Below are 24736 nucleotides of genomic sequence, written 5' to 3'. Positions count from 1 at the left end.
TACCCGCCGCGCGATGCGCTTCTTCTCCGACAACGCCGCCCCCGTGCACGCCAAAGTCATGGAGGCGCTGCACGCGGCCAACCACCAAGACACAGCCTATGACGGCGACCGCTGGTCCAAGCGGCTCGACGAGCGCTTCTCCGAGCTGTTCGGCACCGAGGTGCGCGCGCTGTGGGTGCCGACGGGGACGGCGGCGAACTGCCTCGCGCTGACCGCGCTCTGCCCGCCGCACGGCGGCGTGATCTGCCACCGCGACGCGCACATCCAGAACGACGAGGGCGGCGCGCCCGAATTCTACACGCACGGGGCCAAGCTGTACCTGGCCGACGGCGAGGGCGCGAAGCTCTCGGCGGAGATCATCGCGCAGACGGCGGACCTGATCGCGAACGACGTGCACCGGGTGCAGCCGCACGCGGTGTCGATCACCAACGCGACCGAGTACGGCCTCGTCTACAAGCCCGACGAGGTGGCGGCGATCGGCGAGCTGGCGCACGCACGCGGTTGGGGCTTCCACATGGACGGGGCGCGGTTCGCGAACGCGGTGGTCTCGACCGGCGCGGGTGTCGCGGACCTGACGTGGAAGGCGGGCGTGGACGCGCTCTCCTTCGGCTTCGTCAAGAACGGCGGCATGTCGGCGGAAGTGCTCGTGTTCTTCAAACCGGAGCTGGCGGCCTACACCCCGCAGCGGCGCAAGCGCGCAGCGCTCCTGTTCAGCAAGGGGCGGTTCCTGGCGGCGCAGGTCTTGGCGCACCTCGACGGCGACCTGTGGCTGGAGTGCGCGCGCGGCGCGAACGAGGGCGCGGCGCTGCTCGCGCAAGCCGCGGGCGACCGTCTGGTACACGCCGTGGAGGCGAACGAGGTGTTCCTGCGCGTGACTCCGCAAGAAGCGGCTTCGCTCCGGGCCAAGGGGTTCGACTTCTACGATTGGGGTCCGGGCGAGGCGCGGTTCGTGGTGTCGTGGGACCAGGGCGCCGACGTGATCCGCCCGCTCGCGGAGGCGGTGCGCGCGTTGTGAGCGGGGATACGCGGCCCAACTCCACCCGCCTCTCCATCCTCCTCCCCTTCTTCGTCGTGGTGCTGATCTGGGGATCGACCTGGATCGTCATCGCCGACCAGATCGGAACGGTGCCGCCGCAATGGTCGGTCGCATACCGCTTCATCGTGGCGGGGCTGGCGATGGCGGCGGTGGCGTGGTGGCGCGGCGACCGCTGGCCGACCGACGCGCGAGGCTTGAGCTTCGCGGCGGTGCTGGGGCTGTTCCAGTTCTGCCTCAACTTCAACTTCGTCTACCAGGCGGAGCGGTTCGTGACGTCCGGGCTGGTGGCGGTGGTGTTCGCGCTGATGCTGGTGCCGAACGCGCTGCTCGGGCGCGTATTCCTGGGCCAGAGGCTGGGGCGGCAGCTGCTGCTGGGCTCGGCGGTCGCGGTGTGCGGGATCGCGCTGCTCTTCGTGCACGAGGCGCGGGTGGACCCGAACGGGCCGGGACAGGTGATGCTGGGCGTCGGCCTGACGCTCTTGGGCGTGCTGTCGGCGTCGATCACCAACGTCATGCAGGGCTCGGCGACGGCCAAGGCGTATCCGATGGCGTCGATGCTGGCGGCGGGGATGCTGATCGGGGCCGCCATCGACGCGGGCGCGGCCTTTGCGCTCGCGGGCCCGCCGAGCTGGGACCCGCGGCCGGGCTATCTGCTCGGCGTCCTCTATCTCGGCGTGTTCGCGTCAGCGGTGGCGTTCACGCTCTACTTCAACATCATCCGCGTGATCGGCCCGGCCAAGGCGGCGTACAACAGCGTGGTCGTGCCGGTGATCGCGATGCTGTTCTCGACGGTGTTCGAAGGCTATCGCTGGTCGGCGCTGGCGGCGGCCGGCGGGCTGCTCGCAGGCGTAGGGCTGGTGATCGCGCTCACCGCGCGCAGGCCCAACCGGTAGTCGGGATAGTGCGGGGTCCAGCCTAGCACGCGCTTGGCCTTCCCATTCGCGACACGGCGATTCTCGGCATAGAAGCCGCGCGCCATGGGCGAGAGGCTGTCGAGCGGCACGACGCGCGGCTCGGGCAACCCGAGCAGCCGCGCGGCGTAGCGCACCACCTCGTTCTGTGAGCAGGGTCGGTCGTCGGCGAGGTTGTACGCGCCGGACGGGGCGTCGAGCGCAGCGAGCACGCCGGAGACGATGTCGTCCACGTGGACGCGGCTGAACACCTGGCCCGGGCTGTCGACGAGATGCGCCCTGCCCTCTCGAACGCGGTCGAGCGCGGAGCGGCCGGGGCCGTAGATGCCGGGTAGCCGGAACACCCGTGCGCCGGCGTCCAGCCAGGCGGCGTCGGCGCGGGCTCGGGCGGAGCGGCGACCTGCGCCGGTGGGGGCGGTCTCGTCGACCCAGGCGCCGCCGGTGTCGCCATAGACGCCGGTAGAGGAAAGGTAGCCCAGCCAAGCGGGCGTGCGGGCGAGCTGGTCGCCGTACGCGGTCAGCACCGGGTCGTGCTCGCCGTCGGGCGGGACGGAGGAGAGGATGTGCGTGGCGCGGGCGAGCTCGGCCGCGACGGCGTGATGGTCGTCGAAGCGGAGCGTGCCGGCGCGGCCGTCGCGGGTGGTCGCGGCGACGGTGAAGCCGCGGGCGCGGGCGGCGACTGCGACGCGGCCGGCGGTGTAGCCGAGGCCGAAGATGAGGAGGTGCACTACTGATTCCTCCCCCGCCCATGGCGGGGGAGGGGGACCAGCGAAGCTGGTGGAGGGGGAGCTACGGGATGCGGCATCGTGATGTACCCCCTCCACCGCCTTCGGCGGTCCCCCTCCCCCGCAACTACGTTGCGGGGGAGGAATTCAGCGGTGTCACCGCGCCATCGGGCCCTTGTAGAGCGTGCCGAAATAGTCCGCCTTTACCCAGCGCGGGCGCTCCGGCGCGTCGGCCAGCGCGGTGGCGATCGCGTGGTTGAGCGACACGAAGTTCGCCGCCGCCGTCCAGTCGAACGGCAGGTCGATCTCGTCGGACGGCTTGTGGTAGTGGTTCTTGATGAACTCCGCCGTCGCGGTCGTGCCGCCGCCGCCGGGGCCGGGCACGAGCGACACCGCCGGCACGCCCTGGCGGACGAAGCTGTAATGGTCGGTGCGCACGAACGACGCCTCCTGCGGCGCGGGATCGGGCACGAGCGCGAAGCCGAGCTTCTTCGTCGCCGCCGCCGCGATCGGGCCGATGCCCGACCGGTCCGCGCCGAACGCGACCAGGTTCTGGAAGCGGTAGGTCAGGATCGGCATGTCGAGGTTGACGTTCGCGACGAGCGAGCGCTTCGGCACGGTCGGGTAGGTCGCGAAATAGTCGGAGCCGATCAGCCCCTTCTCCTCCGCGGTGACCGCGACGAAGAGGACGGAGCGCTTGGGCCGCGCGCTCCTCATCCGCTTGGCGACCTCGATCATGGAGGCGATGCCGACCGCATTGTCCATCGCGCCGTTGTGGATCGTGTCGCCGGTCGCGTCGGGGCGGCCGATACCGACGTGATCCAAGTGGCCGGAGAGCACGACATACTCGCCCCGGAGCTTCGGGTCGGAGCCGGGCAGCAGGCCGACGACGTTGCTGCTGTTGAGCCGCTCGGTCGTGAAGCGCTGCTTGGTGGCGAGCGTCGCGGCGAGCTGGCCCGTCGGCACGGGACGGCCGGCGGCGTCTGCGGCGCGGACCTCCTCCCAGTTCAGCTTGGAGCCCGCGAAGAGCTTGGCCGCGCCCTCCTGGGAGACGATCGCGAGGATGGGCGCGCCGCCGTCGCGGGGCATGCCGTCCGGCCCCGCCCAGGTAACCGCGCGCGCGTCCCAGCTGCGGTGAATCGTCGAGACGGGGATGATGCCGCGGCTCTGGTTCGATTCGATAAAGACGATGCCGCGCGCGCCCTTGGCGGCGGCGGTGCGGGCGCGGTCGACGCGGTTGCCAAGATGCGCCGCGACCTCCGAGTTCATCCCCTGTGGGCCGCTGTAGAAGACGGCGACGACTTTGCCGCGCACGTCGAGCCCGCGATAATCGTTGCGGCCGATCGCGGGGTCGACGACGCCGTGGCCCGCGAAGACCACGGGCGCGGACACGTCGATAGTCTCGCCGGCGGGCGTCGGGCGGAGCGTGTAGTCGGTGCCGAAGACGAGCGGCGTCGTCGCGCCGTTCGCGGTCAGCGTCATGACCGGCTCACCTGCGGGCTTAGCCACGACGAGCGGCACGGGCTGAAGCCAGCGGCCGTTCGCGCCGGGCTGGAGGCCGGCGGCCTGCATCTGCTTGGCGACATAGTCGGCCGCACGGTCGTAGTCGGGCGTCCCCGCCTCGCGCCCGCGCATCGCGTCGGAGGCGAGATAGGCGACATGCGCGCGCAGCGCCGCTTCCTGCGGGGCGGAGGGGGCCTGCGCGGACGCGGTCGCGGCGGTGGCGAGGAGGAGGGGGAGGATGAGGTTACGCATGGTCACTCCTTACTAAATCCTCCCCCGCCCACGGCGGGGGAGGAGGACCGCGCCGCTTGCGGCGTGGTGGAGGGGGTACAGGGGATGCCGCATCCCGTAGTTCCCCCACCACCGCCTGCGGCGGTCCCCTCCCCCGCAACTACGTTGCGGGGGAGGAACGTATCTTCGTTCTACCGCGCCATCGGGCCCTTGTAGAGCGTGCCGAAGAAGTCGCCCTTGTTCCACACCGGCCGCTGGTCGGCGTCGGCGATCTCGCGGGCGATTTGGTAATTCACCTCGATGAAGCGCGCGCCCGACTCCCAATCGATCGGCGCGGTCTGCACGACCTCGTCGGAGGGACGATGGTAGTTGGTGGCGAGGAACGTGCTCCAGGCCTCCTTGCCCGGCCCGCCCGGGCCCGGCCACAGGAACACCGACGGCACGCCCTGCTGCACGAAGCGGTAGTGGTCGGAGCGGACGAAGAAGCTCTGCTCGGGCAGCGGATCGTCGGCCGCGCCCACACCGATGTTCGCCGCCGCCCGACGCACGATCGGCCCCAGCGATGAGCGATCCGCGCCGAACGCGACCACGTCCTGGAACTTGTAGGTGATGATCGGCATGTCGAGGTTGACGTTGGCGACCATGTTCGCCTTGGGCACGGTCGGGTTGGTCGCGAAATAGTCGGCGCCGACCAGCCCCTTCTCCTCCGCCGTCACCGCCAGGAACATGATCGAGCGGCGCGGCGGCTTTCCGCTGGCCTTGAAGCGCTTGGCCTCCTCGATCAGCGAGGCGATGCCGACCGCGTTGTCCATGGCGCCGTTGTAGATGGTGTCTCCGCTCGCGTCCGCGCGGCCGACGCCGACGTGATCGAGGTGGGCGGTGAGAACGACCACCTCGTCCTTCAGCTTGGGGTCGCTGCCCGGCAGCAGGCCGGCGACGTTGTAGCTGGTGGCGGGCGCGATCGTGGTCTTGAGCCGCACGGTGGCCGTCGCGGGCAGCTGGAACGCCTTGAACCGCGCCTTGGGGTCGGCGCTCCGGGCGGCGATCGTGGCCCAGGGCGTAGACGCGCCCTCGAACAGCTTGGCGGCGCCCGCGGGACCGAGCGTGCCGAGGCTGGTGACGCCCGGCGCCTCCGAGTGGCCGACGCCTTGTCCGTCGGCCCAGGTCATACGCACACCGTCCCAGCTCTCCGCGAGCCGCGCAATCGAGCGGACCTTGGCGGACTCGGGCGTCTGCAGCGTGATCGCGCCGATCGCGCCGCGCTTGGACGCGGCCTCCATCTTGCCCGTGCGGCTCAGGTGCGCGCGCGGTTCGCTAGGGATCCCGGCGGGCGCGCCGTCCAGGAACGCGACGACTTTGCCCTTCACGTCGACGCCCCGATAATCGTTGCGGCCGAACTCCGGCGCGTCGATGCCGTAGCCGACGAACACCACGGGCGCGGTGATGTCCGTTACGGCGCGCTCGGGATCGGCGCCGGTGACGAAGTCTTCGCCGAACACGAGCGGCACCGCTTGGCCGCCGCGGCGCTGGAAGCTCATCGTGCCCTTCTCAGCCGCTTTGTAGCTGACCAGCGGCACGCGCTGCAGATAGCTGCCCGCGTCGCCTGCGGGGCGTAAGCCCGCGGCGTAGAATTGCGACGCGACATACTGCGCGGCGACGTCATACTCGGGCGTACCCGCCTCGCGGCCCTTCAGCTGGTCGGAGGCGAGGAATAGGATGTGCGCCTTCATCGCCGCCTGATCCGGCGGCAGCACCGCGTTCGCGGCGGCGTTCGCCTCCGCCTCGCTGGGCTGCGGCGCGGCGGGCGTAGCGGGCGGCTGAGCGGTCTGATGCGCGTGATCGTGGGCGAAGGCGGTCGAGCTGAGCAGCAATGCGAACGCGGAAACGGAACGGAACATCGGCATCCTTCTGTTCTATCTGTATTGCGGAGGTAGCACGGGCCGTGTTTTCCGCAAGCGTCGGGTGGCGGCGGCGACTCGGGCGGCTATATCGCGCGCATGGACATGCAGAACGCGCCCGCGCTCCCCGCCGTGACCCGCCGCGAGGACTACCATCCGCCCGAGTGGATGGTGCCGGAGGTCGAGCTCGACTTCGACCTCGACCCCGCCAAGACGCGGGTGCGCGCGACGCTCAGGGTCGAGCGCAACGGCGCGCATCGCGAGCCGCTCAAGCTTGACGGCGCGGGGCAGCAGCCGGTGCGCGTGCTGGTCGACGGCGTCGCGGTCAACAATTGGCGGCTGGAAGGCGAGCGGCTGGTCGTGCCGCTGACGGGCGAGGCGCACACCGTTGAGACCGAGGTCGAGATCGAGCCGGAGAAGAACACCCAGCTCATGGGGCTGTACGCGTCGGGCGGCATCCTGTGCACGCAGTGCGAGGCCGAAGGTTTCCGGCGCATCACCTACTTCCCCGACCGGCCGGACGTGCTGGCCACGTACCGGGTGCGGATGACGGCCGACAAGGCGCGCTTCCCCGTGCTGCTGGCGAACGGCGATCCGGTGGCGCAGGGCGAGGCCGACAACGGGCGGCACTGGGCGGAGTGGCACGACCCATTCCCCAAGCCGTCCTACCTGTTCGCGCTGGTGGCGGGCGACCTCCAGGCCAACCGCGACGAGTTCGTGACGCAGTCGGGCCGCACCGTACAGCTCGGCATCTGGGTGCGGGAAGCCGACTTGCCCCGCACCGACCACGCGCTCCACGCGCTGAAGGTGTCGATGGCGTGGGACGAGCGCGTGTACGGCCGCGAGTACGACCTGGACGTGTTCAACATCGTGGCGGTCGACGACTTCAACTTCGGCGCGATGGAGAACAAGGGGCTGAACATCTTCAACAGCCGCTACATCCTCGCCGACCCGGACACCGCGACCGACTACGACTACGACGCGATCGCGGCGGTGGTGGCGCACGAATATTTCCACAACTGGTCGGGCAACCGCGTCACCTGCCGCGACTGGTTCCAGCTGTCGCTGAAGGAGGGCTTCACCGTCTTCCGCGACCAGGGCTTCTCCGCGGACCAGGGGTCGCCGGCGGTGAACCGCATCGAGGGGGTGCGCGGTCTTCGTGCGGCGCAGTTCCCGGAGGATGCGGGGCCGCTCGCGCACCCCGTGCGGCCGGAGAGCTACATCGAGATCTCGAACTTCTACACGGCGACCATCTACAACAAGGGCGCCGAGCTCATTCGGATGATGTCGATCATCCTGGGCCCGCAGAAGTTCCGAGCGGCGTGCGACCTCTATTTCCAGCGGTTCGACGGGACGGCGGCGACGTGCGAGGATTTCGTGCGCTGCATGGAGGAGGCGGGTGGCGTCGACCTGTCGCAATTCCGCCTCTGGTATGCCCAGGCCGGCACGCCGCGCGTCCAGGCGTCGGTCGAGCATGAGGGCGGCCGCGCGACGCTCCGGCTCGCGCAGCACGTGCCGCCGACGCCGGGCCAGCCGGTCAAGGAGCCGATGGTGATCCCGCTCAAGGTCAAGCTGTTCGGCGCGGAGACCGCCAAGCCGCTCACCGACGAGCGGTTGGTGCTGCTCAAGGACCCCGCCGAGACCGTCGTGTTCGACGGCGTGGTCGAGCGGCCGGTGCTGTCGATCAATCGCGGCTTTTCCGCGCCGGTGATCATCGAGAGCGACCGCTCGGCGGCGGACCTGGGGTTCCTGAGCGCGAACGACGACGACCCGTTCGCGCGCTACGAGGCGATGCAGCAGCTGATGCTCGACACGCTGGTGGCCGACGCGGTCGAGGGCGACCGGTCGGGGCACGAGGCGGTGGTCGCGGCGGTCGCGAACACGCTGGACGACGCCGAGCGCGATCCGGCGTTTGTGGCGGAGGCGGTGCTGCTGCCGTCGGAGAGCTTCATCGGCGACCAGCTGAGCGTGGTCGATCCGGAAGCGGTGTTCCGGGCGCGCGAGGGCCTCCGCGCGGCGCTGGGCGGGAAACTCGAGGAGCGGTGGCGCGGGCTCTACGACGGCGAGCGCGAGCCCTATGCCTACACGCCGCGGGCCAAAGGCTTGCGGCGCCTGCGCAATGTCGCGCTGGGCTATATCGCGGCGAGCGGCGCGGGCGACGCGGACAAGCTGGCCTTCACGCAATTCGAGGCGGCGGACAACATGACCGACCGCATGGGGGCGCTGACGACGCTGGCGAGCGGCGCGTCGGACCTGCGTGAGGCGGCGCTCGACATCTTCTATAACCGCTATCGCGACAATGCGCTTGTGCTCGACAAGTGGTTCCAAACGCAGGCGCTGTCGTCGCGCGACGATACGGCCGCGCAGGTCGCGGAGCTGGCGCGGCACCCAGACTTCACCCTCGCCAACCCGAACCGCGCCAGGTCGCTGGTCGGCGCGTTCGGGGTGAACCAGCGGGCGTTCAACGGGGCGTCGGGGGAGGGCTATCGGTTCCTGGCCGAACAGCTGATCGCGCTCGACAAGCTCAACCCGCAGACCGCGGCCAAGCTGCTGCCGCCGCTCGGGCGCTGGCGGCGGTTCGACGCGGGGCGGGCGAAGCTGATGCGCGCCGAGCTGGAGCGGATCGTCGCGACGCCGGGGTTGAGCAAGGACCTGTTCGAGCAAGCGTCGAAGTCGTTGGAGGGGTGATCCACCTCCCTCTCCCCTCTGGGGCGCATCAGGTCGGTCATGCCCCCGGCATGACCTAAACCGTCCGGGGGACGGTTTACCTGATGCGGGTGCCGAGCGTAGCGAAGGCGGGAGAGGGGCAGTGTCGAGCGTGGCGCCCTGCACTGCCCCTCTCCCCGACCCTCTCCCCGGAGGGGAGAGGGAGAAGGTTAGAACAGCCGGCCGCCGTTCGGGACGGTTGCATCCGGCTGGAGGAGCACCACCCTGCCCTCCTCGTCCGGGAAGCCCAGCGTCAGCACCTCGCTTACCGTCGGCCCGATCTGGCGCGGCGGGAAGTTGACCACGGCGGCGACCTGGCGGCCGACCAGTTCGTCGGGCGCGTAGCGGGCGGCGATCTGGGCGGCGCTTTTCCGGCGGCCGATGGCGGGACCGAAGTCGATCACGAGCTTGATCGAGGGCTTGCGCGCCTCCGGAAAGGGCTCGGCGGAGACGATCGTGCCGACGCGGATGTCCACCTTGAGCCAGTCGTCGAACGCGATTTCCGGCGCGGAGGGCGCGGTGGGGTCGTGGGTCATGTGCATGCGTAATCTCCCTCCGCCGCGCCGTCAGACGGGACGGCTACGCCGTCCCGCTGCCCGCCGCGGCGTCTCCTCACTTTGCTCACGCAAAGTGAGGGCGCCCGCACCTAAAAGTCCACGTTAGCGTAGTGCGGCGCCGGCCCGATAACCTCCATCCGCTCCGCCAAGAGCGGCCGGAAGCTCGGGCGGCTCTTCAGGCCCATGTACCAGCGCGCGGTCTGTTCGTGGCCCTTCCAGTCGATGCCGCCCAGATAGTCGACGACCGAGATCTGCGCCGCGGCCGCTAAGTCGGCGAGGCTGAAGGTCGCGCCCGCTATCCAGTTGCGATGGTCGAGGAGGTAGTCGGTGTAATCGAGATGCCCGATCGCAGCCTTCATCGCTTCGCGCAGCGCCTTGGCGTCGGGCGTGGCGGGGCGGGCGTTCAGGCGCTTGATCATGCGCTCGTGGAGCAGCGGGCCGGTGACGTCGTTGTAGAATTGCGTGTCGAACCAGCTGACGAGCCGGCGGATCTCGGCGCGCTGGACGGCGGTGCCGTTGATCAGCGACGGCTTGTCCACCGTCTCCTCGAAGAACTCGCAGATCGCCTGGCTGTCGACGAGGACGGAGCCCTGCGCGTCCTCGACCATGACGGGCGTCTGGCCGGCGGGGTTGAGGTGGAGGAACTCGTCGCGGCGGTTCCAGGGGGACTCACGGACCAGCTCATAGCCCACGCCCTTCTCGCCTAGCAGGAGACGCACTTTGCGGGAGAAGGGACATAGGGGAAACTGGTAGAGCTGCCACATTTGTCCGCTGTTAGGCAGGATGGGCGTGAGGTGGAAGGGTGGTTGAGCGGGTGGACGACGGAATAAGGCGGACGGGGCGATGACGGCGATCATGACGTTGGCGGCGGCGGTGCTGATGGCGCTGTATGGCGGCGGCTGGCCGGTGATGGTGGCGGCGACGGTGGTCGTGGCGGCGGTGGCGGGGACGACGTTCCCCGACCTCGACCAGCTGCTTCCCCTCGGGCACCGGAGCGCGCTGACGCACGGGATTCTGCCGGTGCTGGCGCTGGCCTATGACAGGCGGTTCTGGCCGGTGGCGGCGGGGTTGGGCTTAGGCCTCGGGCTGCACCTGGCGGCTGACCTGTTTCCGAACGGGATGCGGGGCTACGCGACGATCAAGCTGCCGCTGTTCGGCTCGATCGGGCGGGGCGGGTCGTATCTGTGGATCGCGGCGAACGCCGGCCTGTGCTTGGCGAGTGGGGCGTGGCTGCTGGGCCAGGTCGCCGCGCCGCGCGTCGCGGGCGCGACGCTGGTGGCGGTGGGGGTGCTGGGGGTCGCGTACCTGCTGCGCACCGACGGGGGCTGGTGGGCGCTCGCGCTGTTCGCAGGGCTGGGGTGGCTGGCGCTGCGGTGGGGCTGAGCGGGAATCGCCCTGGCCTCCCCCCCGCCACCGTCATGCTGAACTTGTTCCAGCGTCCAGGGTAGCGGCCACGACCACCCGTGGTCGCGCGGACCACGCTGGATCATGAAACAAGTTCAGGATGACGGCGGAAGTGAGTGGGGCGGAAGTACATTAAAGTACACGCCAACGCGCGCGGGGGTGCAGACGCCGAAGGTAACGAAGGTAAGCGTATGTCCGCGTGAGAACGCGACGAACCGAGTGCGTCGCTCCTCCGGTCGTCACCCCAGCGAAAGCTGGGGTCGCAGGCCGAGAGCGCATCCGGTCCGAACCACGCGATCCCAGCGTTCGCTAGGACGACGAGTCCTGGGCTGATGATGTGGAAGAGCGGCGGCTCGGGTAAGGCCGAGTCGCTGGGGATCGTGGCACGGGTGGAGGGTTGTAGGACAGCAAATTCCTAGCATGCCGTCTAATCTGAGCCGTCGAAACCCGCGCAGCCATCGCTGGCCGTCGCGCACACAAACTCCGATGTAACCTTGTTTCCCATCCGCCCGTCCGACCTCACGCGAACTGCATGGAACTTTGCTCCAACCGAGGTTAGGTTTCTCATCAGCTCACTGGTCCCGCCTTCGAGCAGCGCTCGGTATCTCGGGCGTTCTGAGGGCGCTATACCGCGCTCCTTTAGGTTCCAGTTCTCAATGCCTTTGCGGAAGGTATCCTCAGCAGCGGGGCCAAAATCGTAAAATTTAGCGGTTTCTGGATTAAGCAGCTTGCTGGTGATGTCTGACCTGCATGCACTTTCCTGCTCGCTGATCCGCCCCGACACCGAGCACCCGGCTAGTAGCGTTAAAGCGGCCGATACTAGAATCATTCGCACCATTGCCCCCTTAGCTGCGCCTGTAACGGAGGTAGCGTATCTTTTCTCAAAATCAGTGCTCAGTTATACTCTACTCTGCCGCCACAAGCTCCACCGTGTCCTCAAGCGGGTGCTCCAGCCGGCCCAGCATCTCCTTCGGCACGACCTGCCAGAACCGCTCGACCGCGCGGTCCCAGTCGTCGAGGAGGCCTCTCGCCCATTTGCTGTCGGTGGCGCGGACGTGGTCGGCGATCAGCGCGCGGAGCGCGCCCTCCCAATGGGCGGAGCGGAGGCGGGTCCAGGTGATGCTGTCGGGGTTGGCGCGGCGTTCGAACGCGTCGTCGGCGTCGTAGACGAAGGCCATGCCGCCCGTCATGCCCGCGCCGAAGTTGCGGCCGACCGCGCCCAGCACGACCGCCACGCCGCCGGTCATATACTCGCAGCCGTTGGCGCCGCAGCCTTCCACGACGACGGTCGCGCCCGAGTTCCTGACCGCGAAGCGCTCGCCTGCCTGGCCGGCGGCGAAGAGCTTGCCCGCGGTCGCGCCGTAGAGGACGGTGTTGCCGAGGATGGTGTTGTCCTGGCTCGCGAGCGGCGAGGAGACGGCGGGGCGGACGATGATCGTGCCGCCGGACAGGCCCTTGCCGACATAGTCATTGGCGTCGCCGAACACCTCCAGCTTGACGCCGCGGACGAGGAACGCGCCGAGCGACTGGCCCGCCGAGCCGCGTAGGCGGATGGTGACGTGGTCGTCGGCGAGCGGGCGATCCTTGAGCCGCGTGACGATCTCCGACGAGAGGCGCGTGCCGACGGCTCGGTGCGTGTTTCGGACGCTATAGGTCAGCTGCATCTTCTCGCCGCGCGCGAAGACGGGGGCGGCGTCCTTGATGATCTGGGCGTCGAGGCTGTCGGGGACGTCGTTGCGGAACGTGTTCAGACTAAAGCGGCGCTCGGCGTCGGTGGCGTCGACCTTGGCAAGGATGGGGTTGAGGTCGAGGTCGTCGAGGTGCTCCGCGCCGCGGCTGACCTGGCGGAGCAGCTCGGTGCGGCCGATCACCTCGTCCAGGCTCCGGCAACCGAGCCGCGCCAGGATGTCGCGCACCTCCTCGGCGATGAAGGTCATGAGGTTGATGACCTTCTCCGGGCTGCCCGTGAACTTGGCGCGGAGCTTGGGGTCTTGCGTGCAGACGCCAACGGGACAGGTGTTGGAATGGCACTGGCGCACCATGATGCAGCCCATCGCGACAAGGCTCAACGTGCCGACGCCGAACTCCTCCGCGCCGAGAATCGCGGCGATCACGATGTCGCGGCCGGTCTTGAGGCCGCCGTCGGCGCGCAGGCGCACGCGGCCGCGCAGGCCGTTCAAGGTGAGCACCTGGTTCACCTCCGACAGGCCCATCTCCCAAGGCGTGCCGGCATATTTGATCGAGGTCTGGGGCGATGCGCCGGTGCCGCCGACATGGCCGGAGACGAGGATTGCGTCGGCGTGCGCCTTGGCGACGCCGGCGGCCACCGTGCCGATCCCGGCGGAGGAGACGAGCTTGACGCAGACCCGCGCGCGCGGGTTGATCTGCTTCAGGTCGTAGATGAGCTGCGCCAGGTCCTCGATCGAGTAGATGTCGTGGTGCGGCGGCGGGCTGATCAGCGTCACGCCCGGCGTCGCGTGGCGCAGGCGGGCGATGTACTCGGTGACCTTGAAGCCGGGGAGCTGGCCGCCCTCGCCGGGCTTCGCTCCTTGCGCGACCTTGATTTCGATCTCCTCGCAGGCATTGAGATACTCGGCGGTGACGCCGAAACGACCGGACGCGATCTGCTTGATGACCGAGTTGGCGTTGTCGCCGTTCTCGCGCGGCGCGTACCGCTCCGCGTCCTCGCCGCCCTCGCCCGACACGGCCTTGGCGCCGATGCGGTTCATGGCGATGGCGAGCGTCTCGTGCGCCTCTTGGGAGAGCGCGCCGAGCGACATGCCGGGGGTGACGAAGCGCTTCCTGATTTCGGTGATCGCCTCGACCTGATCGACGGGGACGCCTTCGGCCGGGAAGTTGAACTGGAGCAGGTCGCGGAGATAGACGGGCGGGAGGTCGGCGACGCCGCGGCTGAACTGGAGATAGGTCGAGTAGCTGTCGGTCGCGACCGCGGTCTGCAGCAGGTGCATTAGTTGCGCGGAATAGGCGTGCGTCTCTTCGCCGTGGCGCTGGCGGTAGAAGCCGCCGATCGGCAGATGCGCGACCGCCTGATCATAGGCGAGCGCATGGCGGTCGACGGCGTTCAAGTGCAGCGACGCGTAGCCCTCGCCGGAAATTTTGGCGGGCATGCCGGGGAAGAGATCGTTGACGAGCGCGCGGCTCAAGCCCACCGCCTCGAAATTGTAGCCGCCGCGGTAGGACGAGATCACCGCGATGCCCATCTTGGACATGACCTTGAGCAGGCCTTCCTCGATCGCGGTGCGGTGGCGCTTGAGGCACTCGCCGAGCGAGAGGTCGCCGAACAGGCCGCGCTGGTGCCGGTCGGCGATGGCGGCCTCGGCGAGGTAGGCGTTCACCGTGGTCGCGCCGACGCCGATCAGCACGGCGTAGTAGTGCGTGTCGAGGCACTCGGCGGTGCGGACGTTAACGGAGGCGTAGGAGCGCAGGCCCCGGCGGACGAGGTGCGTATGGACGGCGGCGGCCGCGAGCACGCCGGCGATGGCGACGCGGTCCTCGGAGACGTTCTCGTCGGTGAGGAACAGCTCGGACCGGCCCTCGCGCACGGCCTGCTCGGCCTCGTGCCGGATGCGCTGGATGGCCGCGCGCAGTTGCTCGGGGCCGCCGCCGACGGGGAAGGTGCAGTCGATAACCGCCGCCGAGCGCGCGAAGTGCTTGAGCAGGCCGTTCCAGTCCGCGCCGGTCAGCACGGGGCTGTCGAGCACGAGCACCCTGCCCCGCCGGTCCTCGGTGTCGAGGATGTTGGCGAGGTTCCCGAACCGCGTCTTGAGCGACATGACGTAGCGCTCGCGTAAGGAGTCGATCGGCGGGTTGGTGACTTGGCTGAAGTTCTGGCGGAAGAACTGGCTGATGAGCCGCGGCTTGTCGGAAATGACGGCGAGCGGCGTGTCGTCGCCCATCGAGCCCACCGCCTCCTTGCCCGTCTCGACCATGGGCGAGAGGATCAGCTCCATGTCCTCCAGCGTCTGGCCGGCGGCGATCTGGCGGCGGGTGAGCTCGGCGCGGGGGTAGCCGACGACCGCGTCGTCCGCGGGCAAGTCGGCCATGGTGAGGAAGCCGTCGATGCGCCCGGCATAGTCGGCCTCGGCGGCGATGCGGTCCTTGAGCTCGCGGTCGTGGAGGACGCGACCCTCGGCCAGGTCCACCGCGATCATCTGGCCGGGGCCGAGCCGACCCTTCTCGACCACGGTCGACTCCGGCACGGGTACCATGCCGCTCTCCGAGCCGACGATCAGCAGGCCGTCGGCGGTGAGCGTGTAGCGCAGCGGGCGGAGCGCGGAGCGATCGGTGCCCGCGACCGCCCAGCGGCCGTCGGTCATGGCGAGCGCGGCGGGGCCGTCCCACGGCTCCATGACGCTCGCCAGGTAGCGGTACATCGCTTTGTGCGCGTCCGGCGTGTCGCTCCCCTCGTCGAGCGCCTCGGGCACCAGCATCAGCTTGGCGGTGGGCGCGTCGCGGCCGGAGCGGCAGATCGCCTCGAATACTGCGTCGAGCGCCGCGGTATCGGACGCGCCGGCGGGGATGACGGGCTTGATGTCTTCGGAATGCTCGCCGAACGCGAGGCTCGCCATGCGGATCTCGTGGCTCAGCATCCAGTTGCGGTTGCCGCGGATCGTGTTGATCTCGCCGTTGTGCGCGAGACAGCGGAAGGGCTGGGCCAGCCACCATTGCGGAAAGGTGTTGGTGGAATAGCGCTGGTGGAAGATCGCGACGCGGCTCTCGAAGCGCTGGTCGCGCAGGTCGGGGTAGAAGTCGGACAGGCTCTCGGCGAGGAACAGGCCCTTGTAGATGATCGAGCGGCAGCTGAGCGAGCAGATGTAGAAGCCCTGGATCTGCGCCGCGATCACGCGCTTCTCGATGCGGCGGCGGATCAGGTAGAGCTGCTTCTCGAACTCCTCGACGCTCTGCTCGTCCGGCATGGGGCCGGCGATCATGATCTGCTCGATTTCGGGGCGCGTCGCCTGCGCCTTCACGCCGATGACCGACACGTCGACGGGCACCTGGCGCCAGCCGTAGATGGTGTAGCCCGCTTCGATGACGACGCTCTCGACGATCGTGCGGCACGTCTCCTGCGCCCCTAAGTCGGTACGCGGCAGGAACACTTGGCCGACGGCGAGGCGGTTGGGTTTGGGCTTGTGGCCCGACGCGGCGATGGCGTCGTCGAAGAAGCGGGCCGGCAGGTCGAGATGGACGCCCGCGCCGTCGCCCGTCTTGCCGTCGGCGTCGACCGCGCCGCGGTGCCACACGGCCTTCAGCGCGTCGATCGCCGACTGGACGACGCGGCGGGACGGCTGGCCGTCGGTCGCGGCGACGAGTCCAACGCCGCACGCGTCGGACTCGAGGTCCGGGCGGTACATGCCGTGGGCGGCGAGGTGGATGCAGGGGTCGGTCATGGCGTTCGGCCGGGCTCCAACGCCGCGACGCGCCGGGCGATCTCCTCCACGTCGACACGCGCGTCGGTCATGGATCGGGTCATGAGGTCCTGTTGCCATTGCGCCACGTCGGGATCGGCCATGATCGTCATCGAGTCCCGCACATATGCGCGGCCGGTCGGCGTCTCGAAGAAGCGTCGGAGCTCGCCGAGTTGAGCGACGTCGAAGCGCCGCGCATAGGCTTTCGCGATCGCGTCGATCATGCCGGGAAGAGAGGTCCGGATCAGCTCCGTCGTTCGCGCCATCTGCTTGCGCGTAAACTCGTCGAACAGCGCCTTCACCCGCGGGTCCGACCCGATCGCCGCGGCGAATTGAGGATCGGCGGCCATGCCGCGCTCGATGTTGGCCATGAGGGGCGCCATCATGCCCTGCATCATCTGCTCACGCGTCGCAGGCGGCATGAGCACGTCCATGAGCGCCCGCGCCGCTTCGAGTCGCGCCGCATCGACCGCCTGGGCCGGAGCGGCCGCTGCGGTCTGCGCCGACACCGGCGTCGCGCACATCAGCACCATCACGGACACAAGGACGCTCACGCCGCCATCCTCCCCTGCTCGGCCCTGGCCTTCAGCCATTTGTGCATGTTCGCCGCCACGTCGCGGCCGTCGCGCACGGCCCAGACGACGAGGCTCGCGCCGCGGACGATGTCGCCCGCCGCGAACACGCCGTCGAGGCTGGTCATCATGCTCTTCGCGTCGACGAGCACGGTGCCCCAGCGGGTGACGCCCAGGCCCGGCGCGCCGAAGAGTTGGGGCAGGTCCTCCGCGTCGAGGCCGAGCGCCTTGATCACCAGGTCGGCGCGGATCGTCTCCGGGCCGCCCTGGTCGGGGAGCGGCGCGCGGCGGCCGCTCGCGTCGGGAGGGCCCAAGCGCATGCGACTGACCGCCACGCCCTCGACCTGCGCGCCGCCGACGAAGGCGGTCGGCTGGGCGAGCCACTGGAAATCGACGCCTTCCTCCTCGGCGTTCGCGACCTCGCGCGCCGAGCCCGGCATGTTGGCGCGGTCGCGGCGGTAGAGGCACTTCACCGACGCCGCGCCCTGGCGCACCGCGGTGCGGACGCAGTCCATCGCGGTGTCGCCGCCGCCGACCACGACGACGTGGCGGCCCGCCGCGTCGAGCGCTCCCGCGCCGCTCGCGGGCGGATCGCCGAAGCCGCGACGGTTGGAGGCGGTGAGGTAATCGAGCGCCTCGACGACGCCGGGCAGGTCCGATCCGGGCACGTCGAGTGCACGCGCCTTATAGACGCCGGTAGCGATCAGCACGGCGTCATGGCGGGCGCGCAGTTCGTCGAGCGAGGCGTCGCGGCCGACCTCGAAACCTTGGTGGAACGTGATCCCGGCCGCACGAAGCCGGTCGACGCGGCGCATCACGACCGGCTTCTCCAGCTTGAAACCGGGGATGCCGTAGGTCAGCAGCCCACCCGCGCGGTCGTGACGGTCGTAGACATGGACGTCGTAGCCGTAGGTACGCAGGTAGTCGGCCGCGCTCAGCCCGGCGGGTCCCGCGCCGACGATCGCGACCGATTGGCCGCGCGACGGCCCGACCGCGACGGGCTCCACCCAGCCCTGGTCCCAGGCCATGTCGGTGATGAAGCGCTCGACGGAGCCGATCGTCACCGCACCGTGGCCGGCGGACTCGATGACGCAATTGCCCTCGCACAAGCGGTCCTGCGGGCAGATGCGGCCGCAGATCTCCGGCATCGTCGAGGTGGCGTTCGACAGCTCATAAGCCTCGCGGTACCGCCCCTCCGCGGTCAGGCGCAGCCAGTCGGGGATGTGGTTGTGGAGCGGGCAGTGCACGGCGCAATAGGGCACCCCGCATTGCGAGCAGCGCCCCGCCTGCTCGCCCGCGTCAGGCGCCGCATAACGGTCGGCGAGCTCGCGGAAGTCCGCCACGCGCGCGGCCGCGGCCCGCTTGTCCGGATAGGCTTGGTCGAGCTGGACGAACTTAAGCATGGCATCGGCGGCCATCGGCACCTCCCGTTCGCGCACGCTTATTGCGTGTTGGACCCAGTGTCACGTCAAATTCGACCATTGCGACAGCATATATGCCGTACTTAGGCGTGTTCAGCCGATCTTACATTCTCAACCGCTACTTCGGCCGGCTACTCAGGTCTGTTTCGGCCCTATCGCAACGAGAGCCATGCCAGTGCGACCACGCCCGCGATGATTCGGTACCAAGCGAAGGGTGCGAAGCCGTGGCGCGTGACGATCGCCATGAACGCCTTCACGACGGCGAGCGCGACGACGAACGAAACGACGAAGCCGACGCCGATCAGCTGGAGGTCGTCCGTCCCGATCTCGTCGCGGTGCTTGAACAGCTGCAGCACCGTCGCGCCCGACAGCGTCGGCAGCGCCAGGAAGAAGGAGAAGTCGGCCGCGGTGCGCCGGTCGACGCCCAGCGCCATCGCGCCCATGATCGTCGCGCCCGACCGGCTGACGCCCGGCACCATGGCGAGGCACTGGACGAGGCCGATCTTGATCGACTGCGCGGTCGACACGCCCGCCACGCCCAACACGTTCTCCGTCTTGGCCAGCCGCTCGACGGCGAGGATCGCGATCCCGCCCGCGATCAGCGCCCAGGCGACCACCGCCGCGTTCTCCAGCAGCGCCTCGATCTGGTCGTCGAAGGCGAGCCCGAGTGCTACCGCCGGGAAGAAGGCGAGGAGGAGATTGCGCACGAACGCGACCGCGCCGGGCTCCCAGGTGAGCAGCCCCCTCCCCACCGCGAGGAAGGTGCGCCAGTAGAGCACCACGATCGCCAGGATCGCGCCCGGCTGGATCGCGATGTTGAACACCGCCCAGCGCGCGGCGTCGTAGCCCATCAGCTCCGTCGCCAGGATCAGGTGGCCGGTCGAGGAGACGGGCAGGAATTCGGTGACCCCCTCGACGATGCCGAGCAGGATAGCGACAATCAGGTCGGACAAGGTAGAAGCTCCGCGAGCGGTGGGGATAAGGAGGAGGGCTCTATCACCCTCCAGCCGTCATCCTGAACTCGTTTCAGGATCCAGGGCGGTTCACGCGGCTCCGGCTAAGTCGTCCGCACCACGATGGATGCTGAAACAAGTTCAGCATGACGGAGGCTGGGCGGTACGCCTTACGAGGCCCAACCAGTCTTGCGGCGGCCGAAGCGGCCTGCGCGGCGGTACTGGACGAGGTAGCTCGGCGCGACCGCCGCGAGCGGCGTGGGCGTGACGCCGAACGCCTCCAGGCCCGCGGCGTCCGCGGACACGACGTTGTCGCGCCGAAGCATCATCCACTGGTCCGACGTGATCGGCGCGCCGGGCAGGAAGCCGAGCTTGGCGATGGTCGCGCCGATCGAGTCGGGCACCTCGACGAACGCCGGATCGCGGCCGATCTCCTGCGCGATGTAGCGGTTGAGCTCCGCCATCGAGAGAATGTCGGGGCCGCCCAGCTCGTAGGTGCGGCCGGCGTGCGCCCGCAGGTCCTTCAGCGCGCCCGATACCGCATCGGCGACGTCGCCCACGAATACGGGCTGGAACCGCGTGGCGGGGCTCAGGATCGGCACGATCGGCAGCCGCGCGATCAGCCCGGCGAAGCGGTTGAGGAACTGGTCCTCGCGCCCGAACACGATCGACGGGCGCAGGATCGTGGCGTTCGGGAACGCCGCGCGCACCGCCGCCTCACCCTCGCCCTTCGAGCGGCCGTAAGCCGACGGCGACTCCGGATCGGCGCCGATCGCGGACACGTGGACCAGCCCCGAAACGCCCTCGGCCGCGCAGGCCTCAGCCACCGCGCGCGCGCCGTCGACATGGACGCGCTGGAAGTCGCCGGCCAAGATGCCGACGAGGTTCACCACCGCGTCCGACCCGCGCACCGCGCGCTGGAGCGTGTCGGGCCGGGTGATGTCGGCGGCGACCGTCTGCGTGCCGCCGAGCTGTCCCAGCGACTTGATGTACCAGGCCTGGCGCGGATCGCGCTGCGCCACGCGCAGGCGCGCGCCGTCCCTGAGCAGCGCCTGGGCGGCGTAGCGGCCCAGAAAGCCGCCTCCGCCGATCAACGTCACCAGCTTGCCCCTAACCACGTCTCACCGTTCCTCGAATTCCGTCCGGACGCCGCGCCCCTTGCCCGAAGCGCCGCCCTGTTGACAAGGCTCCGCCCCCGCCTCTAAGGGCCGCCGCCTACCCGAGCTTTCCAAGCTCCCGTGCCCAGATGGCGGAATTGGTAGACGCACCAGCTTCAGGTGCTGGCGATCGCAAGGTCGTGGAGGTTCGAGTCCTCTTCTGGGCACCATTTGTTCTCTCTCCGGGGTACCCGGATGATGGACAAACCCGCAGAAATCAGCCACTTTCTTCCCTGACCTGGCCGCGGGCGTTCCCAGACGTTCGCCCAAAGCCGGGCCGTTTTGGGGGCCTTTTTTGGGGCCCTTTTCAGCGGTGGGATGAGGGCCTGATCGATGGCGCTTACCGATACGGGAATCAGGGCGGCCAAGCCCCGCGAGCGGGAGTACAAGCTCGCCGACAGCGGCGGTCTCTACCTGCTCGTCACGCCGTCCGGCGGGCGGCTCTGGCGGCTTAAGTACCGTTTCCTGGGGATCGAGCGGAAGCTGGCGCTGGGCAAGTACCCCGCCATGACGTTAGGCGAAGCGCGCAAGGCCGCGCACGCGGCCAAGGTGAGCATGAGCGGGGGCGACGATCCTTCCGCGGCGAAGCGGCGTGAACGCGTCGCCCGCAAGCTCGCGGCCGGCATCACGTTCGCGGCGGTGTCTCAGGAGTATGTCGAGAAGGCGGAGCGCGAGGGGCGCTCCCCCGCGACGATCACGAAGCTGCGCTGGGCGCGCGAATGGCTGCTCCCGGCGATCGGGCACCGGCCGATCAGCGAGGTCGAGCCTCACGAGCTTCTGGCTGTTCTCAAGCAACAGGAGAACAAGGGTAACCTGGAGACTGCTCGACGGACGCGGGCGTTTGCCAGCCGGGTATTCCGCTACGCGGTAGCTACTGCTCGGGCGAAGACCGATCCCGCGGCACTTCTGCTCGGGGCGGTGGCCGCGCCTCAACCGAAGAACCTGGCCGCGATCATCGACGCGAAACGCGTGGGCGATCTGTTGCGCGCGATCGACGCCTACTCAGGCAACTTCACGACCCGCTACGCCCTGGCGCTCTCGCCGCACGTGTTCGTCCGACCGGGCGAGCTCCGCCAAGCCGAGTGGAGCGAGATCGACTTCGACGCGGCGATCTGGCGCATTCCGGCCGCACGCATGAAGCAGCGGCGCGAGCACGTGGTGCCCCTCTCCCGCCAGTCGCTCGCGATTTTCGCAGCCGCGCGCGAGCTGACCTGCCATGGCCGATACGTGTTCCCGGCGATGGGTAAGCAGGACCGACCCCTATCGGAGAACACCGTCACCGCGGCGCTGCGCCGTATGGGCTTCGCGGCGGACGAGATGACCGCGCACGGCTTCCGCGCAATGGCGAGCACGCTCTTGAACGAGTCGGGCAAGTGGTCGTCGGACGCAATCGAGCGGGCGCTGTCTCACCGCGACACCGACCAGATACGCGCGGTGTATCACCGGGGCGCGCATTGGAAGGAACGAGTCGCCATGGCGCAGTGGTGGAGCGACCACCTCGACACGCTGCGCGAAGGTGCGACGATCTTGCCTTTCGCGAACGCCGCGCGTTGATCGCGCGCTGAACGTTATCTGGCGCGCAGCGCGCGACGATTCGCGCGTGCCACATTGTATTTCACCTGACCGAATGCGCCGCTTGTCGCGCCGGATCGGAATCGTAGCGCGCGTCATGCGAGATCAGGGCTGAGCTCGCGCGAAACCTGAAATTCACGCCGGAAAGTCTGCGCTTCAATGCCTGTCTAGCGCATGATCGCCATCGCACGCACTGGAATGCGGGCGAACACGGGAGAGCGTGGTGGATCCTCTAGCAATCTCAATTAACGATACTGCCAAGGTGCTCGGCGTCGGACGCACAACTGTTTACGGCTTCATCAACGATGGACGTCTGGAAACCTTCAAGCTCGGCCGGCGCACGCTAGTTCGCACTGCGTCAATCCGCCGGCTTGCAGGTACTGACTAAAATCTGGTGGAGAACGGTCTGACCGCTTTCGGGCGCTCCAGTGGCGTGAGCAGCCGTCAGTTCAGGCGCTCTTGCCGCATGAGGCGTGCCCCGACTGCGCAGCCGATGACTGAACGGCCGATCGCAGGACGCGATAGGTAGCGTTTGAACGACTGATTGTGGGTCGATGCAGCCGAGCGGCCGGGCCGATTTCGCTGAAGCTCTGCCGCTAGGTCGGGAGCGAGGGCGAGTGGCCTTCTAGCTTAATATAGGCGCTCCTGCAGATTGGACATACGGTCGGGGCAGCGCGCAGAAGCGGCGCGGCTTGCGCCGGCCCCGCCACGACCTATCCTTCGGGCGTGGCGCTTCCTTCCCATCCAGCCCGGCGAGGGCGTCCCGCGGCGCAGGATCTGCCCACGCGGAAGGCGCAGCTGGTCGCCGTGGCGGCCGACGTGTTCTCGCGGCAGGGCTACGACCAGACCAGCTTCGCCGCGATTGCGCGCGAGGCGAACGTCTCGGTCAAGACGATCTACGCTTGGTTCGACGGCAAGGCGGGGCTGTTCCGCGCGGTCACCGATCATTTCGCCAGCCGCATCGAACCGGCGGCACGCGCGCTGTTGGAGAGCGACGGCCCGCCGCAGGAGGCGCTGCGCCGCACCGCAACGATGGCGATCGAGTTCGCGCTGTCCCCACAGCTGCTCGCCTTTCAGCGCGCCGTGATCGGGGCCAGCGCCGAAAACCCGGCGATCGGCGGGGAGTATAACCGCAACGGCCCCATGCGGGGCTATGCGGTGATCGGCGGCTACCTCGAACGATGCCACCAGCGTGGGGCGCTCTATGTGCCCGACGTCCCGACGGCGATCGACGTGTTCCTGGGGCTGATCTGGGGCGATGCGCTGAGGATGCGCTTGATCGACGTGGCTGCACCTCCGCTGACCTCGGCCGAAGTGACGGAACGGGCGCGTCGCGGGGCGGCGTTGTTCATCGCGCTCCACGCACCGATGGGCGCGTAACGGAAATTATACTTTCCTTTACGGCTCGTATTCGTTAACGGCGTCGCAACCCAGCAGTCCGGAGCCGATCCGATGGCGAGATCCGACGATGACGAGCGGCGCGACGATAAGGACGGAGACCGGCCGAACGAGGGCCGGTCGGACGGCGCGAAGCAGGGCGAAGATGCAGCCGATAAGGATGGCGAGTCCGGCGATGAGGGCGAGGACGCGCGCAAGCGTAGCTTCGGCGAGTGGATCAAGCGGCCGCGCAACAAGCTGATCGTGGCGTTGGTCGCGCTCGCGGTGCTCGGCGCGATCATCTGGGGCGTGCTCCGGTACTTGGAGAGCCGCAAATGGCAGACCACTGCCAACGCGTACATCCAGGCGCCGATCGCCAGGCTGTCGCCGGGCGTCGCAGGCCATGTCGGCCAGGTGTTCGTGCAGGACAACCAGATGGTGCGCGCCGGCCAGCCGATCCTGCGGCTATCGGGCGCAAGCTTCGAGACGTCGGTGGCGCGCGCCGAGGCCGAACTAGCCCAGGCGCGCGCGCAGCTCGTCCAGGCGCGCGCCGCCGCCCGGGCCGCGCGCGCGCAGGTGTCCGAGTCGGACGCGGTCGCCGCCGCGCGGGCGGCGGAGGCGGACCGGGCGCGGCTCGACTACGCCCGCTACGCCTCCTTGAGCGCCGAAGCCTTGGCGGAGCAGCAGCGCGACCGGGCGGCGGGCGAGGCGCGGAGCGCCGCCGCGACCGCCGCGGCCGCGCGCCGGGCCGTGTCGACCCAGGCCGCGCGCGCCGAGCAGGCGGAGGCCGACATCGCCGCCGCCCAGGCGCGGGTGCGGCAGGCTGAGACGATGCTCGCCACCGCGCGCCTCAACCAAGGCGACACGCTGCTTGTCGCGCCCATCGCCGGGCGGATCACGCAGTTCGACATCGAGCCGGGCGACTATGTCCGGCCGGGGACGGCCGTCGTCGCGCTGGTCGGCCATGCGCGCTGGGTCGAGGCTAACTTCAAGGAGAACCAGCTCCGCCTCATGCGCGTCGGCCAGCCGGTCGAGGTCACCATCGACGCCTATGGCGGCGACTACAAGCTGCCCGCGGTGCTCGACAGCATCCAGGCGGGCACGGGCTCCGAGTTCTCGGCGCTGCCGCGTCAGAACGCGACGGCGAACTGGGTGGAGACGGTGCAGCGCGTCCCCGTGCGCATCCGCTTCCGCCCGGACGCGTTCCGGAACTTCCCCGCGCGCGCGGACGTGGTGCCTGGCCTCTCGGTCGAGGCGCGCGTCCGGGTGCGGCCGGAGGACTAA

General features: G+C 69.3%; 18 protein-coding genes and 1 tRNA gene. 9 read left to right on the top strand and 10 right to left on the bottom strand.

Going from position 1 to position 24736, the window contains the following annotated elements; translation table 11 throughout:
* The first annotated feature begins 13 nt into the window (after window positions 1–13).
* Both CKY28_RS10395 and CKY28_RS10390 read left to right on the top strand, forming a co-directional pair.
* Window positions 14–1015, top strand: coding sequence for a threonine aldolase family protein (locus tag CKY28_RS10395; protein WP_095998245.1), 1002 nt, complete (start codon window positions 14–16; stop codon window positions 1013–1015).
* Window positions 1012–1929, top strand: coding sequence for a DMT family transporter (locus tag CKY28_RS10390; protein ID WP_095998244.1), 918 nt, complete (start codon window positions 1012–1014; stop codon window positions 1927–1929). The genes CKY28_RS10395 and CKY28_RS10390 overlap by 4 nt, the downstream gene beginning before the upstream one ends.
* Here CKY28_RS10390 and CKY28_RS10385 read toward each other — a convergent pair.
* The 3 genes from CKY28_RS10385 to CKY28_RS10375 all read right to left on the bottom strand — a co-directional run bounded on the left by CKY28_RS10385 (window position 1839) and on the right by CKY28_RS10375 (window position 6304).
* Window positions 1839–2675, bottom strand: coding sequence for a Rossmann-fold NAD(P)-binding domain-containing protein (locus tag CKY28_RS10385; RefSeq protein WP_095998243.1), 837 nt, complete (start codon window positions 2673–2675; stop codon window positions 1839–1841). The two genes, CKY28_RS10390 and CKY28_RS10385, sit on opposite strands and share 91 nt — an antisense overlap.
* 153 nt (window positions 2676–2828) lie before the next feature.
* The gene (locus CKY28_RS10380; protein ID WP_095998242.1) at window positions 2829–4427 is read right to left on the bottom strand and encodes a M28 family peptidase; all 1599 of its coding nucleotides are present in this window, start codon (window positions 4425–4427) and stop codon (window positions 2829–2831) included.
* 170 nt (window positions 4428–4597) lie between these two features.
* The gene (locus CKY28_RS10375; RefSeq protein ID WP_176473051.1) at window positions 4598–6304 is read right to left on the bottom strand and encodes a M28 family metallopeptidase; all 1707 of its coding nucleotides are present in this window, start codon (window positions 6302–6304) and stop codon (window positions 4598–4600) included.
* Between the two features lie 99 nt (window positions 6305–6403).
* On the opposite strand from CKY28_RS10375, the gene pepN reads away from it, so the two are divergent.
* Window positions 6404–8992 carry an aminopeptidase N gene (gene pepN / locus CKY28_RS10370; protein WP_095998240.1) on the top strand — a complete coding sequence of 863 codons (2589 nt, stop codon included), beginning with the start codon at window positions 6404–6406 and terminating at the stop codon, window positions 8990–8992.
* 188 nt (window positions 8993–9180) lie between these two features.
* On the opposite strand, the gene CKY28_RS10365 is transcribed toward pepN, so the two are convergent.
* Together CKY28_RS10365 and CKY28_RS10360 are read right to left on the bottom strand one after the other, a co-directional pair.
* Window positions 9181–9552, bottom strand: a complete 372-nt coding sequence (locus tag CKY28_RS10365; protein WP_095998239.1) for a tRNA-binding protein — start codon at window positions 9550–9552, stop codon at window positions 9181–9183.
* 104 nt (window positions 9553–9656) lie between these two features.
* Window positions 9657–10331: a glutathione S-transferase family protein gene (locus CKY28_RS10360; protein WP_095998238.1), complete on the bottom strand. Its 675-nt coding sequence runs from the start codon at window positions 10329–10331 to the stop codon at window positions 9657–9659.
* A 79-nt stretch (window positions 10332–10410) separates the two neighbouring features.
* Here CKY28_RS10360 and CKY28_RS10355 point away from each other — a divergent pair, with 79 nt between their 5' ends.
* Complete coding sequence (locus CKY28_RS10355) at window positions 10411–10950, top strand: hypothetical protein (protein WP_095998237.1); 540 nt, start codon at window positions 10411–10413, stop codon at window positions 10948–10950.
* 926 nt (window positions 10951–11876) lie between these two features.
* Here CKY28_RS10355 and gltB read toward each other — a convergent pair.
* The 5 genes from gltB to CKY28_RS10330 all read right to left on the bottom strand — a co-directional run bounded on the left by gltB (window position 11877) and on the right by CKY28_RS10330 (window position 20464).
* On the bottom strand, window positions 11877–16382 hold the full coding sequence (gltB, locus tag CKY28_RS10350) for a glutamate synthase large subunit (protein WP_095998236.1): 4506 nt from the start codon (window positions 16380–16382) through the stop codon (window positions 11877–11879).
* Entirely contained in the window at window positions 16379–16954 is a 576-nt protein-coding gene (locus tag CKY28_RS10345; protein ID WP_176473050.1) for a DUF2059 domain-containing protein, read from the bottom strand. The genes gltB and CKY28_RS10345 overlap by 4 nt, the downstream gene beginning before the upstream one ends.
* On the bottom strand, window positions 16951–18390 hold the full coding sequence (locus CKY28_RS10340; protein WP_095998234.1) for an NAD(P)-dependent oxidoreductase: 1440 nt from the start codon (window positions 18388–18390) through the stop codon (window positions 16951–16953). Before CKY28_RS10340 ends, CKY28_RS10345 begins: the two co-directional genes overlap by 4 nt.
* Before the next feature lie 155 nt (window positions 18391–18545).
* Window positions 18546–19346, bottom strand: a complete 801-nt coding sequence (locus CKY28_RS10335) for an undecaprenyl-diphosphate phosphatase (RefSeq protein WP_095998233.1) — start codon at window positions 19344–19346, stop codon at window positions 18546–18548.
* 170 nt (window positions 19347–19516) lie between these two features.
* Window positions 19517–20464, bottom strand: a complete 948-nt coding sequence (locus tag CKY28_RS10330) for a complex I NDUFA9 subunit family protein (RefSeq protein WP_095998232.1) — start codon at window positions 20462–20464, stop codon at window positions 19517–19519.
* A 122-nt stretch (window positions 20465–20586) separates the two neighbouring features.
* Between CKY28_RS10330 and CKY28_RS10325 the strand changes: the two genes are divergently transcribed.
* From CKY28_RS10325 to CKY28_RS10305, 5 genes are all read left to right on the top strand, one after another.
* Window positions 20587–20673, top strand: a tRNA-Leu gene (locus CKY28_RS10325).
* 163 nt (window positions 20674–20836) lie between these two features.
* Window positions 20837–22057 (top strand): tyrosine-type recombinase/integrase, encoded by a 1221-nt coding sequence (locus tag CKY28_RS10320; protein WP_095998231.1) that lies wholly within the window; start codon window positions 20837–20839, stop codon window positions 22055–22057.
* A gap of 238 nt (window positions 22058–22295) precedes the next feature.
* Window positions 22296–22463 (top strand): helix-turn-helix domain-containing protein, encoded by a 168-nt coding sequence (locus CKY28_RS10315; protein ID WP_342747166.1) that lies wholly within the window; start codon window positions 22296–22298, stop codon window positions 22461–22463.
* Between the two features lie 338 nt (window positions 22464–22801).
* Window positions 22802–23455, top strand: coding sequence for a TetR/AcrR family transcriptional regulator (locus CKY28_RS10310; RefSeq protein WP_176473049.1), 654 nt, complete (start codon window positions 22802–22804; stop codon window positions 23453–23455).
* Window positions 23456–23527: 72 nt separating this feature from the next.
* Window positions 23528–24736: an HlyD family secretion protein gene (locus CKY28_RS10305; RefSeq protein ID WP_095998229.1), complete on the top strand. Its 1209-nt coding sequence runs from the start codon at window positions 23528–23530 to the stop codon at window positions 24734–24736.

Origin of the sequence: Sphingomonas lenta (genome assembly GCF_002288825.1) — a bacterium.
GTDB classification, from domain to species: Bacteria; Pseudomonadota; Alphaproteobacteria; order Sphingomonadales; family Sphingomonadaceae; genus Sphingomonas; species Sphingomonas lenta.
The sequence above is the reverse complement of the archived record's forward strand: the minus strand, read 5'-3'. Positions and strand labels throughout refer to the sequence as shown.

Coding starts and splice junctions, on each gene's coding strand:
- CKY28_RS10305 (WP_095998229.1), top strand. CDS start 23,528: ATGGCGAGATCCGACGATGACGAGCGGCGCGACGATAAGGACGGAGAC.
- CKY28_RS10375 (WP_176473051.1), bottom strand. CDS start 6,304: ATGTTCCGTTCCGTTTCCGCGTTCGCATTGCTGCTCAGCTCGACCGCC.
- CKY28_RS10320 (WP_095998231.1), top strand. CDS start 20,837: ATGGCGCTTACCGATACGGGAATCAGGGCGGCCAAGCCCCGCGAGCGG.
- CKY28_RS10340 (WP_095998234.1), bottom strand. CDS start 18,390: ATGGCCGCCGATGCCATGCTTAAGTTCGTCCAGCTCGACCAAGCCTAT.
- CKY28_RS10355 (WP_095998237.1), top strand. CDS start 10,411: ATGACGGCGATCATGACGTTGGCGGCGGCGGTGCTGATGGCGCTGTAT.
- CKY28_RS10360 (WP_095998238.1), bottom strand. CDS start 10,331: ATGTGGCAGCTCTACCAGTTTCCCCTATGTCCCTTCTCCCGCAAAGTG.
- pepN (WP_095998240.1), top strand. CDS start 6,404: ATGGACATGCAGAACGCGCCCGCGCTCCCCGCCGTGACCCGCCGCGAG.
- gltB (WP_095998236.1), bottom strand. CDS start 16,382: ATGACCGACCCCTGCATCCACCTCGCCGCCCACGGCATGTACCGCCCG.
- CKY28_RS10380 (WP_095998242.1), bottom strand. CDS start 4,427: ATGCGTAACCTCATCCTCCCCCTCCTCCTCGCCACCGCCGCGACCGCG.
- CKY28_RS10365 (WP_095998239.1), bottom strand. CDS start 9,552: ATGCACATGACCCACGACCCCACCGCGCCCTCCGCGCCGGAAATCGCG.
- CKY28_RS10395 (WP_095998245.1), top strand. CDS start 14: ATGCGCTTCTTCTCCGACAACGCCGCCCCCGTGCACGCCAAAGTCATG.